General features: G+C 68.4%; 8 protein-coding genes. 5 read left to right on the plus strand and 3 right to left on the minus strand.

The window, feature by feature from the left end:
• Positions 1–9 precede the first annotated feature (9 nt).
• Genes ACFOSH_RS44565 through ACFOSH_RS44585 form a run of 5 tightly spaced genes read left to right on the plus strand, consistent with a single transcriptional unit; the run spans position 10 to position 6270 of the window.
• On the plus strand, positions 10–1677 hold the full coding sequence (locus tag ACFOSH_RS44565; RefSeq protein WP_378247987.1) for an AMP-binding protein: 1668 nt from the start codon (positions 10–12) through the stop codon (positions 1675–1677).
• Between the two features lie 17 nt (positions 1678–1694).
• Positions 1695–2684, plus strand: coding sequence for an AraC family transcriptional regulator (locus tag ACFOSH_RS44570; protein ID WP_378247989.1), 990 nt, complete (start codon positions 1695–1697; stop codon positions 2682–2684).
• Positions 2685–2743: 59 nt separating this feature from the next.
• The gene (locus tag ACFOSH_RS44575; RefSeq protein WP_378247991.1) at positions 2744–3928 is read left to right on the plus strand and encodes a cytochrome P450; all 1185 of its coding nucleotides are present in this window, start codon (positions 2744–2746) and stop codon (positions 3926–3928) included.
• Entirely contained in the window at positions 3925–4875 is a 951-nt protein-coding gene (locus ACFOSH_RS44580; RefSeq protein WP_378247993.1) for a PDR/VanB family oxidoreductase, read from the plus strand. The genes ACFOSH_RS44575 and ACFOSH_RS44580 overlap by 4 nt, the downstream gene beginning before the upstream one ends.
• Positions 4876–4923: 48 nt before the next feature.
• Complete coding sequence (locus ACFOSH_RS44585) at positions 4924–6270, plus strand: MFS transporter (protein ID WP_378247995.1); 1347 nt, start codon at positions 4924–4926, stop codon at positions 6268–6270.
• 572 nt (positions 6271–6842) lie between these two features.
• Here ACFOSH_RS44585 and ACFOSH_RS44590 read toward each other — a convergent pair.
• The 3 genes from ACFOSH_RS44590 to ACFOSH_RS44600 form a co-directional block, all read right to left on the minus strand.
• The gene (locus ACFOSH_RS44590; protein WP_378247997.1) at positions 6843–7658 is read right to left on the minus strand and encodes an NAD-dependent epimerase/dehydratase family protein; all 816 of its coding nucleotides are present in this window, start codon (positions 7656–7658) and stop codon (positions 6843–6845) included.
• Positions 7659–7965: 307 nt separating this feature from the next.
• Positions 7966–9231, minus strand: coding sequence for a M24 family metallopeptidase (locus tag ACFOSH_RS44595; protein WP_378247999.1), 1266 nt, complete (start codon positions 9229–9231; stop codon positions 7966–7968).
• A 36-nt stretch (positions 9232–9267) separates the two neighbouring features.
• The gene (locus tag ACFOSH_RS44600) at positions 9268–10734 is read right to left on the minus strand and encodes a benzaldehyde dehydrogenase (RefSeq protein ID WP_378248001.1); all 1467 of its coding nucleotides are present in this window, start codon (positions 10732–10734) and stop codon (positions 9268–9270) included.
• Positions 10735–12408: the final 1674 nt, after the last annotated feature.

The following is a 12408-nucleotide window of genomic DNA, read 5'->3' on the forward strand; positions in this document are numbered from 1 at the left end:
AGGCACGCGATGACGCTTGCTCCCGATACCCCCGAGAAACTCGTCCGCTATTCGGCCGAAGAGGAGGCTCGCTACGTCCGCGACGGGCTGTGGGAACCGGCCACCATCGCCGAACACCTGCACACCGTCGCACAGGAGCACGGCGACCGGGACGCACTGGTCTGCGGTGACGTCCGGTTGACCTTCGCGGAGCTGGACCGCATCAGCGATCAACGCGCCGCGGGCCTCCATCGGCTCGGGCTGCGGCCGGGCGGAGCCGTTCTGCTGCAGGTGCACAACACCGTCAACACGGTGATCGCGTGGTATGCCCTGCTCAAGGCCGGCCTGGTGCCCGTGTGCACGCTCCCGCTGCATCGCGGGCACGAGATCGGCCAGATCGCCCGGCAGACCCACCCGGTCGCGCACCTCGTCGCAGCCCGAGATCCCCGCTTCGACCTCGTCGGCTTCGCCTTCGACCAGGCCGAGGCGGCCGGCGTGGACCGCACGGTCCTGGTCTCCGACGGGCCGGCCGGCGATCCCCGAGCCGTCGAGCTGGACCGACTCGGCGACGACATCGACGCTGCCGAGGCCCGTGGGGTCGTGGAAGACATCCAGGCGGGACTCGGCATGCAATCGCTCGCCGTGTTCCAGCTCTCCGGCGGCACCACCGGGGTGCCCAAGGTGATCCCGTGCCTGCAGGCCCCGTACTGGCACTACGGAGCGAGCCTCGCCCGCGCCATGTGCTGGGGGCCTGGGGACCGCATGGCGTTTCTGATGCCCCTCGTGCACAACGCGGGAATCATCATCGGTCTGCAGGGTCCGCACAGCGTCGGGGCGACCCTCGTTCTCGGAACTCCCGACGCCGCGGCCGCGCTCGAACTCGTCGTCGGCAACGCGGCCACGGATGTCCTGCTCGGCCCGTTCGTCTTCGATCTCGCCCTCGATCCGGGCCTGGCAGGCAGCAGCCTGCGACGCGTGCTGTTCAGCGGCAAGAAGGTGCCCGGCAGGCATATGGCGGCGCTGGCGGAGCGGGGAATCTGGAGCGGGCAGATCTTCGGGATGAGCGAGGGGCTGTGCCTCACCACCCCGCTCGACTTCCCGCTCGAAGCCCGCGCGACCAGTGTCGGGGTGCCGATCTCGGCCGCGGACGAGATCCGGCTGTACGAGCCAGGGACCGAGGAGGAAGTGGCACCCGGCGAGGTGGGCGAGCTCTGTGCCCGTGGTCCCTACACCCTGCACGGCTACTACGACGCGGCCGAGCACAACCGGCGAGCCTTCACCGCCGACGGGTTCTACCGCACAGGTGACCTCATGGCGGAGCGGACGATCGCCGGTGTCCGGTGCTACACCGTCGAGGGCCGGATCAAGAACATGATCAGCCGCGGCGGCGAGAAGATCAACACCGAGGAGGTCGAGCTCCTCCTCGGCTCCCACGACGCGATCGCCGAGGCCGCCCTCGTGGCGATGCCGGACACGCGGCTGGGTGAGCGGGCCTGTGCCTTCGTCGTGACCCGGAACGGCCTGGAGATCGATCTCGCCGAGGTACGCGCCCACTTCGAACGCCTCGAGGTCGCGAAATACAAGTGGCCGGAGCGGATTGTCGTGCTCCCGGAGATGCCGCGGGTGAGCGAGGTCGGGAAGATCGACCGCCGCCGCCTGCGGGAGATCGCGGAAACGCTCGGCGTCGAGCCCAGGTAGGCGATCGGAGGACCGAGATGACGACTCCAGTACCCCTGCACCGGCACCTGAGGCTGCGGACGACCGACGTCGGCGAGGCCGAGTCCACGTGCGGGCAGGTGATGTCTTCGCACCGGCTTCGCGTGGCACGGCACGCGGAGTTCGGCGCCCGGCTCCACACCGTGGACATCGGCTCGTCGACGCTGCTGTACGTCGTCTACCACGGCGACACGGAAGTGACCGCACTCGCGCCGATGGAGTACTACACGCTCCAACTCATCCTGGGTGGAGCGATGGACATCGCCACCGACGTCGGCAGTCGGCGGGCCGAAGCCGGACAGGCGTGCATCGTCTCGCCCAGCGAGCGGTTGCGTCTGCGTTTCGCACCCGGAACCGTGCAGGTCGCGGCGAAGCTGCCCCGGGACGTCGTCGAACAGGGATACTCCCGGCTCGGGGCCGAGCCCGCGGACCGGCTGGTTTTCGGGCCGGCAGTGCCCGATGGCTCGCCCTGGCCCGGGCTGCTGCGGCTCGCAGTGGACACAGTGGACCGGTTCGACTCGGGCATCCTGCCGCCGAGCGTTGGTCTCGAGCTGGAGCGAACGCTCGTCACGGCGCTCCTGCTCGCCCAGCCCCACGATCACGACCAGGCGATGTTCCGCGGCGGCGGTGTTCGCGGCTACCGTGCCGCGGGCGTCGCCGCCGATGCCCTCAACGCGGATCCGGCGTCGCCGATGACGCCCGGGGAACTGGCCCGCGCGGCGGGAGTGAGCTTGCGAACGCTGCAGGAAGGCTTCCGATCACGCTTCGGTACGACGGTGACGGGATACCACCGCGAGCTGCGGCTGGACCGGGCGCACCGGATGCTGTCCGCGGCCGAGGAGACCCGTTCCGTCGCCGACATCGCCCTGGCGTGTGGGTTCCTCCACTTCGGCCGGTTCGCCCGTCACTACCGCCTGCGCTACGGGATCACCCCCTCGACCACACTGCACGCCTCGCGCGGCACGGACAGGCCCGCGCGAAACGGATAGACCGACAGACCCACCCCGGGCAGACTTGGCGCACCGTCAGCGCAGACGAAGGAGTCGTTATGAGCAAACAAATTCCCGCCTTCGACCACCTCGACGGTACACTGTCCACATCGGACGTCCGGCGGGCTCACACGGAGCTGCGCGAGGCCTGCCCGGTCGTGCACAGCGAGCGGCATGGCGGATTCGACTTCCTGACCCGCTACGAGAACATCCGCGCCGCGCTGACCGACACGGGCTCGTTCTCCTCGGCGGACGGAGTGCACATCCCGGCGAGTGACTTGTTGCCGCCGGTCCCCGCTCTGGAATTCGACGAGCCGGAACACTCCGAGTGGCGCAAAGTCCTCGACGGCCCCCTGACCCCGCGCGCTGTGCGGGTGTTCGAACCCGTCATCACCGAGGTCGTGGACCTCCTGATCGACGACTTCGCGACCGTCGGCAAGGCCGACCTGGTAGACCAGCTCACCGAACCGCTGCCGGCGATCGTGATCGGGCGGATGATCGGCCTCGACCAGGCCGAAGCGGTGCGCGCCCGCGGCATCGCGGCGGCGTTGTTCGCCGCCACGGGTTCCGGGGAGTTCCCGGCACGGTTCGCCGAATTCTCCAAGCACACCCAGCGCTGGCTGGCCGACCGCCGGGAGAACCCCCGCGACGACATGCTGACCGCGATGGCGAGCGGCGTCGTAGCGGGCAAGGAAATCGACGAGGCCGGCGCCACCGGGCTGATGCTGGCCTACATCGTCGGCGGCCATCACTCGACGGGCTCCGCACTCGGCGGACTCATCCGGCACGTACTGACCGTGCCCGGCCTACGAGACGATCTTCTCGCCGATCGAGCCGGGCTGCCCCGGGTGATCGAGGAAAGCCTGCGGCTGACCACACCACTGCAGCTGTTCGCGCGCACGCTCCGGTGCCCGGTCCAGGTCGGCGATCAGGAACTCGCGGAGGGCGGTCGCGTTCTGCTCGACCTCGCGGCCGCCAACCGGGATCCGCGAGAATTCAGCGACCCGGAGGAGTTCGATCGAGGTCGAAGCCGCAACCGGCACCTCAGTTTCGGCGCGGGTCCGCATGTTTGCCAGGGCCAGCACCTCGCCCGGGCCGAGCTCCGGATCGCCCTCGGCCGTCTCCTCGATCGGCTGCCGGACCTTCGTCTGGACGGGGAACCGGTCGAGAGTGGTCTCGTCGGCGGATCGCTGATGACCCACTTCGCTCTCCCCATCACCTTCACCCCGGAAATCGCTGCATGAACGGCTCCACGGAACTCCAGCTCGCCGTCGGCGGACGGCGGGCCGTCGCGCTCGACGTGGCCGAGTTCGAGTTGCGTCCCGTCGACGGAGGCGAGCTACCGGAATGGCAGCCCGGCGCCCACATCGACGTCGTGACCGGGACTGGAATCGTCCGTCAGTACTCGCTGTGCGGCGACCCCGGCGATCGCAGCGGCTACCGGATCGCCGTGCTGCGCCAGCCCCGGGGCCGGGGCGGTTCGGCGTGGCTGCACGAGCGGCTGAACGACGGTGACCGGGTCGTGGTCAGCATTCCCCGCAACCACTTCCCGCTTGAAGCGGGTCGCCGCTACGTGTTCCTGGCGGGCGGGATCGGGATCACGCCGCTGCTGCCCATGATCCGGCAGGTCGCCGCCGAGGGCAGCGACTGGTCGTTGCATTACGGCGGCCGGACCCGGGCCTCCATGGCCTACGCCGACGACCTTCGGGCGGTCGACGCGAGCCGGGTACATCTGCTTCCCTTCGACGAGTGCGGCCTGATCGACCTCGACGGCGCACTCGACGAAGCCGGCCCACAGGCGCATGTGTACTGCTGTGGGCCGGAGCCACTGATCGGCGCGGCCGAGAAGGCATGCGCGGATCGCGGCATGCGGTTGCGAACGGAACGGTTCTCGCCGAAGGACATCGGCTTCTCGCCGGTGAACTCGCCGTTCACCGTGCGGATCGCCTCGACCGGAGCGGAACTGATGGTGCCCGCCGACCGCTCGATCGTCGAGGTGTTGATCGAAGCCGGCGTCGATGTGCTCACCTCGTGCGAGGAAGGCACCTGCGGCACCTGCGAGACAGCCGTCCTCAGCGGCGACCCGGACCACCGTGACTCGGTGTTGACCGAGGAAGAGCAAGCGACCGGCGACCGGATGCTGCCCTGCGTTTCCCGGTCGCGCACGCCCGAACTCCTGCTCGATCTCTGACCCGCCCGCCCAGGCGAGGCGTAGCCATCACATCCCCGGAGGACAACGATGTCCCAAACCCGATCCACAGGTATCCCTGTCCGCCTCTGGCGCGTGGCCGTCGCCGGACTGATCGGCACGACCATCGAGTGGTACGACTTCTTCATCTACGCCCTCGCCGCGACCCTCGTCTTCGCCGATCAGTTCTTCCCCAGTACCTCCACGGTGGCGAGCAATCTCGCGGCGCTCTCGACCTTCGCCATCGGTTTCGTCGCCCGGCCGGTCGGCGGCGCACTCATCGGTCACTTCGGCGACCGATTCGGGCGCAAGCGCATGCTCGTGGTGTCCCTGCTCGTCATGGGCATCGGCACGGCGCTGATCGGGCTACTGCCGACCTACTCCACGATCGGCGTCGCCGCCCCGATCGCGCTTGTCGTGGTCCGCGTTGCCCAGGGACTCGCCGTCGGCGGTGAATGGGGCGGGGCGACCCTGCTGGCCCTCGAACATGCCCGTACCCGCGAGCAGCGCACCATACTCAGTTCACTGCCACAGGTCGGCCTGCCGCTCGGCGTCGTGCTGTCCAGCCTGGTGTTCCTGCTGGTCCGGACCGGAGCCGGAGACGAAGGCTTCGTAACCTGGGCATGGCGCATCCCCTTCCTGGCCAGTGCCGCGCTGGTCGTCGTCGGCCTCGTGATCAGACTCAAGCTGGACGAGAGCCCCGAATTCCAGGACATCCGCCGGCAGCACACCGTGCGCCGGGCACCGATCGTCGACGTGCTCCGCGCCCCACGGATCTGGGTGCCCGCGGCCTGCATCACCATCGGCAGCTCCGCGCTGGGGAACCTCATGCTCGCGTTCGTGCTGAGCTACGCTGCCCGCGCGAAACTGTTCAGCGCGCCGACGATGCTCACCGTCACGATCGTCGCCGCGCTCTTCTGGTGCGTGACCCTGCCCCTCGGTGCCTTGCTCGCCGGGCGCTTCGGCCGCAGACGCGTCCTCGTCGCCGGTACCGTGGGCATCACCGTCTGGGCATACCCGTACTTCGCGCTGGTCGAGTCCGGGTCTCACGTGGGTCTGTTCATCGGGACGATCGTCGCCGCGCTGTGCATCGCCGTGGCCACCGGGCCGTACGGCGCATACCTCAGCGAGGCGTTCCCCGCCGAGATCCGCTACAGCGGCGCGTCGGTCGCCTATGGCATCGGCGGCGTACTCGGCGGCGCGATCGCGCCCATCATCGCCACCGTGCTCGTCGGCTCCACCGGCGGTCTCGGCGCCGTCGCGGGATACGTCGCTCTTGCTTCCGTGGTAAGCCTGGTCGCTGTGCTGACCCTCCGTAGCCCGCACGCGGTCATCCCGGCCACTCAGGAATCCCACGGTCCGATTGCCGATCCGGTCGAGGATGGCACCGCGGTATAGCTCCTGGTGCCGACCACAGTGACCGGACGGCGGCGACTTCAAGTAGCCGGCACTCGTACTCGGACCGGACGATCTTGACGAGCCGGCGGGCCCCGAGCGGCGCCTACCCGAGCCGGACGCGCAAGGTGTCAGCCTCTGGTGAGGCTGCGCGGTGAGCTACGTTTTCTCGCCGGGCCTGCGCCAGGAGACCCTTGCTCAGGTCGATCGATCTCGGGCGCGACCGGAACACGACTTGTCGCGCCGATCGCTTGCTTCGCCCACGCACCGACGAAACCATGCTCAGGTTCATCGGCTTCGATGTGGCGGTGATCCGAGCCGGATGGTGCCGTGAAGCGCCACGGATACACCGAACACCCGTCTGCTGGGCCCCCTTCAGGGGTGCTCGGCAACCGGGGTGCTCGCTGACGATGGAGGAATGGGGACACTCAACGTCCCCATTCCTCCATCGTCAGCCTCACACAGGACCCTGGAAGGGCCAGTCGATTCAGGAGTTGCTGCACACGAAGGTCACGGTTTCTTCTTCTAAACCGCTTACAGCGATGTGAGCCTATCGCCGCAGCAGCCCCCCTCGCTCACAGCGCGTTGTCGCGCGCGGCCTGGTAGACGGTGGAAACCGTGGGCGTGAAGCCCAGGCTGCGCGCCAGCGAGCCGTCGATGCGGCCCATCCACGGCTGCGCCAGCGGTTCGGCCGAGGCCGGGTAGTCGGCGCCCACGATCTTCGCGATCTCCAAGACCGTGGTCGGCGCCTCATCGGTGATGTTGACGGTCTGGCCGTCCATGGCGCCGGTGAGGGCGAGGTTGACCGCGGTGGCGATGTCGCGGTGGTGGACCAGGCTCAGCGACTGGGACGGGTGCCAGTCCCAGCCGGCGAGCAGGCCGGGCGCGGACTGCAGGTGGTTGTCGCCGTCGCCGTAGACGAAAGCCAGTCGCAGGACCGACCAGTTCAGTCCGGACTCGCGCAGCAGCTTCTCGGCCTTGACCTTACTGGCCGGGTACGCCATCGGAGCCTCGGTCCGGTCGTCCTCGCGGGCCGGGTTGGGCAGGTCGTGGCTGTAGACCAGGCTGGTGCTGGCCATCATGAACCGAGCCTCGGGCGCGTTGGCGTTGACGGCCTCGATCAGGTTGCGGGTCCCGTCCAGATTGACCTGTTCGATCTGTTCCGGGTTCGGGGTGCGCAGGACCGCGGCCATGTGCACGACCGCCGAGATGCCCTTGACCGCGGCGGGAAGGCTATCGGGGTCGAGGATGTCGCCGACGACACCTTCGACACCACTCGGGAGCGGCCGCTCGGACCGGACGAGCGCGCGGACGTCGTGGCCCGCCTCCACCAGTCGCGGAAGGAGCCGCGTACCTACCAGGCCCGTCGCTCCGGTCACCAGAATAGTCATGAGTGTGTTGCCTTTCTCGGGAGATGTTCGATCGTCGTGGCCCGTGGATATTCGGGCCATCCGACCGAGGCTGATCCTCTTCGTCGGATAATGCTAGGTACCTAACAAATGTAACTGGAAGTGAGCTTGGAAGTCAAGTCGTGCGCGGGTGTGGCGAATCTCGGGTCCTCGCCGGCGACCGCGACGCGCCCGCCGGTGGTGCTAGGGCGGGTTTCATGAGCTCCGCGGGCGATGCAGGACCACTGCGGGCTTCGGTGAGGGCGAGGACCACGTCGAGGATGGAGACGAAGCGCTCTGCCCGCACCGGTCAGGCGCCCTTGACGTGCAGGCGCGTCGAGAGGCTGTTGATCTCCTCGTAGCCGGTCTCGGTCACGATGATCGTTCCGCCGACGACCACCCTCGTGCGCCCGACGCAGGCGTTCGGCTCGAACGCCAGCGAGGTGCCCGCGGGCAGGACCAGGTCCTCACCGAAGAGGCGCGACGCGTTCGGCGAAGGGGGGCCGGGCAGTGTGGTCGCCACCGCGGCGTCCTGCTCGTTAGCGTGGGACATCCCGAGAAAGGCCTGCGGGTTGAGGCTGTGGACCAGCGGCGTGAGCGCCCAGCACCCGGCGTCGAGCAACGGCTGTTCCATGGCTCGTACCAGGTCCTGGAACTTGACGCCGGCTCGCAGAACGGACAGGCCGGCCTCGTAAGAGGCCCGGGCCACCGCCGCGCATTGGACGATGGCCGGCTCGGGTTTCCCCACCGCGATTGCCATCTGCGCCTGGACCTCGGCGTTGCCGTAGATGGGGAAGATCTCGGCCATCACCAGGTCCTGCTCGGTGATCGTCCGGGGCGGCTCGGCCGTGGTCGTCCACCGCGGGGGTCCCCAGGACAGGCTCGGGTAACCCGAGTTCAGGATCAGGGTCGGATAGCGGACGCTGCATCCACGCCGGTGCAGGGCGGCGAGGACTTCGGCGTAGATCTCGGTCTCGGGCACGCCTGGGGCGACCACGTCCAGCATGGCCTGACCGGCCGCGTCGGCGGCGGCGCCGGCCCAGCGGAGCAGGGTCAGCTCCTCTTCGCTCTTGGGCAGCATCATCTCATTGAAGTCCCAGGAGACGTCCACGATCTCGCGGTTCCCGACACTGGCGGTCAGGTCCAGCCAGAACCGGGCGGGGACGAAGCCGCTGAACTCGCCCGCGGTCTGGGTCTCGAGCCCGACGATCCCGATCCTGCCGCTCGGGCTGAGGTCCCGGATCAGGCTCGCCACCGCGGCTCCGTCCAGGCCCACACGGTAGTCGTCGATCCACGGAACGACTCCGCGCGCGAAGCTGTCCTCAGCCCGGAAGACGCGGGTGGCACCCCACGACACCGTGACCGGGTCGCCGGCGAGCGGGAAGATCACCGCGCCTTCGATGTAGTCGTTGCTGAGGTAGTGCTCGTAGTGGTCGCGGCTGCGGAACCCGCCGACCAGTAGGATGTCGAGGCCCTGTTCGCGCATGAGCTCGCGAGTGCGGTCCCAGCGGCGGTCCCTCTCCTGCACCGAGAGGCCGTGCACCGGTGCGGTTGCGATCAGAGATTGGTTGTTCACACTTTCTCCTCGTTTTGTGGCACTGCGGGAGCGGCCTCAGAAGGGGTAGCTGGGCGGGGTGCCGCGGAGGGTCAGCCACTGGGCCTCGGTGAAGGCCTCGAGGTTGGCCTGGTGGCCGCCGTGGCGGGAGCCGTTGCCGGAGTCGCCGACCCCGCCGAAGGGAGCGGGGGCCTCATCGTTGATGGTCTGGTCGTTGATGTGGACGTTGCCCGAGGGGATCCGGTCGGCCAGGTCCAGTCCGCGCATGACGTTGCCGGTCAGGATGCCCAGGGACAGTCCGTACGGGGTGTCGCGGGCCAGCTCGACGGCTTCTTCGACGGTCGAGAAGCGGATGATCGGGGCCACCGGCCCGAACGTCTCTTCCCGGAACAGGCGGTGGGAGGACGTGACGTGGTCCACGACCGTCGGCCGGTAGAAGAGGTCCTGGTACGTGCCTCCGGCCACGAGTGTCGCGCCGGCGGCGACGGTGTCGGTCACGAGCGCGTGAATGCTGTCGCGCTGCTTCTCGTCGATGATCGGTCCGAGGTTGACCGTCGGATCGGCGGCCGGGTCTCCCACGGTGAGCGCGTTGGCGTGCTCGGCCAGCCTGGCCACGTACTCGTCGGCGATGGACTCGTGGACCAGTTGCCGGCCCGTGGCCATGCAGATCTGCCCCTGGTGGAGGAATGAGCCCGCCGCGCCCACGCTCGGGGCGGTGGCGAGATCGGCGTCGTCGAGGACGATCAAGGCGTTGTTGCCGCCGAGCTCGAGGTGGGCGCGCTTGAGGTTGATCGCCGCGAGCTCGCCAACCCGGCGGCCCGCACCGGTCGAGCCGGTGAAAGCGATGACCCGGGTGTGCGGGTTGGTGATCAGCCGCTCCCCGGCGACGGCTCCTCGGCCGGGAAGGACCTGGAAGACGCCTGCGGGTACGCCGGCTTCCTCGAAGATCGCGGCGAGGGCGACCCCGCCGCAGATCGGGGTCCGGCTGTCCGGCTTCAGCAGGACGGCGTTGCCGAGCGCCAGCGCGGGGGCGACCGCGCGGATGGAGAGAACGATCGGCGCGTTGAACGGCGCGATCACCGCGACCACCCCGACCGGGAGGCGGCGGCTGAGGCTGAGCCGGGGCTGGGTGGAGCGGATCATCTCGCCGTAGGGCACCGAGGTCAGGGCGGCGGCCTCGTAGCACTCCTGGGCGGCTATCTCGACCTCGTTCGCGGCCTTGAACGCGGCCGAACCGGACTCCGCCCGGACCCACTCCGTCACCTCGTCGGCGTGGGCCCGCCAGAGGTCGCCGGCCCGCCGCATGATCGCGGCCCGCTCCTCGTAGGTCCGTGCGGCCCATTCGCGCTGGGCGGCCACGGCGATCTCGGCGCTCGCGTCGATGTCGGCGGGGGAGGCGTAGCCGATCGTCGCGAGGTGCTTGCCGGTCGAGGGGGAGAACACGTCGTGGTCACCGGCCGAACCCGGCTGCCACTGTCCGGTCCAGATCCGGCCCGTCCAGCGAGCCGGATCCAGGTTGGCCAAGGTCGTCGAGGTCATGCGGCCACCTGCTGCCCGGTCCGAAGCCCACGGTGTGAAGCTGTGCTCATGTGCTTGCCTTCCAGCTGAGGGATGACGGCTGCCGTTCCAGGCCGGAACGAGTTTGCTAGCTGCCATACATTCTCATTTTGCAAGGTACCTAGCAAACTGTCAAGGCGAAACTGGATCTTCGACTGATCGGGTTGCCCACAGTGGTCCGATAGGTCGCGAGTGCGGCGGGCTGGCCCGCGACTCGCTCGTCGGAGTCGCCTGCTTCGGGTCTGCCAGGCGTTCTTCGGTGGCTTCACGCGGTCCGAGGTGACCTCCGACGATCTTCGCCGGGTATCTCTGAGGCCTCTAGGCGAAGTCTTCGGATTCATCCGAACGGGCAAGCCCGGGTCGTTCCGTCAGCGACCAGGATGACGTGCCTGGTAGAGCCAGTCGATGTACCGGTAGTCGGCTGTGACGCGATCGTGCGGCATGGCGTTGCGCACCGGAGTCTGGCGTGGGGATAGCCACGTAGTGCCGCGTCCCTATCGATACCTCTGTCGTCACCCGTCTGTGTGGCGAGGTGGCCGGGCAATCGGCGTCTTCGAGTGCCTGACAGGCGCACTGGGCGAGGTACCGCAGCATCGGGTGCGCGGCGTCCCCCAGTCAGCACAAGGCGACCTTTCGCCCACTCGGGGATCGGGTCGCGGTCGTACATGCGCCACCAGCGGTCTCGGCGAAAGCGGTGTCGAGCTCGTCCGGTGTGCCCCAGTCCTCTTGGCCTGCCACCGCCCGTGGTGATCGGAACACTGCGACCTGGTTGAACATCTCGCAGCCGCGCAGCGGGAGGTGGCAGTGCGGGTCCTGCGGTGTGGTGGCAGGCGACACCCCGTCACCGGGGTGAAAAGGCTCAGTGAGTCGTTCACCAGCGCGGATCGTCGATCTTTCCATGCCGCCAGGCAGCCGCGGCAGTGTGCCGAAGGTTGCTCGACAGGAGACGTCCGGCGGCCCGTTCCACGCCAACGCTAATGAAACAATCTCGGGTTCCACGTCGTGGAACGCACCGGCATTTTGGTCATGCGGTTCTTTAGGTTTCAGTCGAACGAACGATACTTGGAGTAACTGGTCGCACCTCCGGCCTTCTCGGCCGCTGGTGCCCGGCGTCGGCATTGCGCGTATTCGAACGATTCGCGCCAGGAGCACGATCGATTCAGCCAGCCGGATTCCACGACTCAGACTCTCACTTCGCTCGTGTGAAGGCCGGGATCAGTTGGGTGACACCGGACGAGTTCGAGGCCAACGCGACGTACGTCGACGGAACCACGATCCGGGCACCCGATCCCGATCCTGGTCGTGGATCTCGGCGCGGAGCCCGACACGGCCAACGACTGGCCGGTCGTTCCGCGCTGTCCCTCGCACCATTCAGGAGATCGAGAACAAACCTATCGATCGCCAACATGGATTGAGAGGAGTTCGCCGATGATGGCGACGACGACGGCGTACGTCGGGACCACATTCTCTACGGCCGCGTCGATGACCTGGCTGTCGATCGGCGACAAAACGTCTGCTAGGACAGAGTTGTCGCAGTCGAGCAGTTCCGCTGCCGCAGCTGGCGGTAGGTCCGGAGGTCTTCGTGGTGGCGGACGGCTACGACATGATAGCCACCCGCAAAGAGGGAGAGCTCCGCCGCTG

This window comes from Amycolatopsis speibonae (genome assembly GCF_042647925.1).
GTDB classification, from domain to species: Bacteria; Actinomycetota; Actinomycetes; order Mycobacteriales; family Pseudonocardiaceae; genus Amycolatopsis; species Amycolatopsis speibonae.

Excerpts from the sequence above, each read along its gene's own strand:
- ACFOSH_RS44565 (WP_378247987.1), top strand. The coding sequence starts at position 10 with ATGACGCTTGCTCCCGATACCCCCGAGAAACTCGTCCGCTATTCGGCC.
- ACFOSH_RS44570 (WP_378247989.1), top strand. The coding sequence starts at position 1,695 with ATGACGACTCCAGTACCCCTGCACCGGCACCTGAGGCTGCGGACGACC.
- ACFOSH_RS44575 (WP_378247991.1), top strand. The coding sequence starts at position 2,744 with ATGAGCAAACAAATTCCCGCCTTCGACCACCTCGACGGTACACTGTCC.
- ACFOSH_RS44580 (WP_378247993.1), top strand. The coding sequence starts at position 3,925 with ATGAACGGCTCCACGGAACTCCAGCTCGCCGTCGGCGGACGGCGGGCC.
- ACFOSH_RS44585 (WP_378247995.1), top strand. The coding sequence starts at position 4,924 with ATGTCCCAAACCCGATCCACAGGTATCCCTGTCCGCCTCTGGCGCGTG.
- ACFOSH_RS44590 (WP_378247997.1), bottom strand. The coding sequence starts at position 7,658 with ATGACTATTCTGGTGACCGGAGCGACGGGCCTGGTAGGTACGCGGCTC.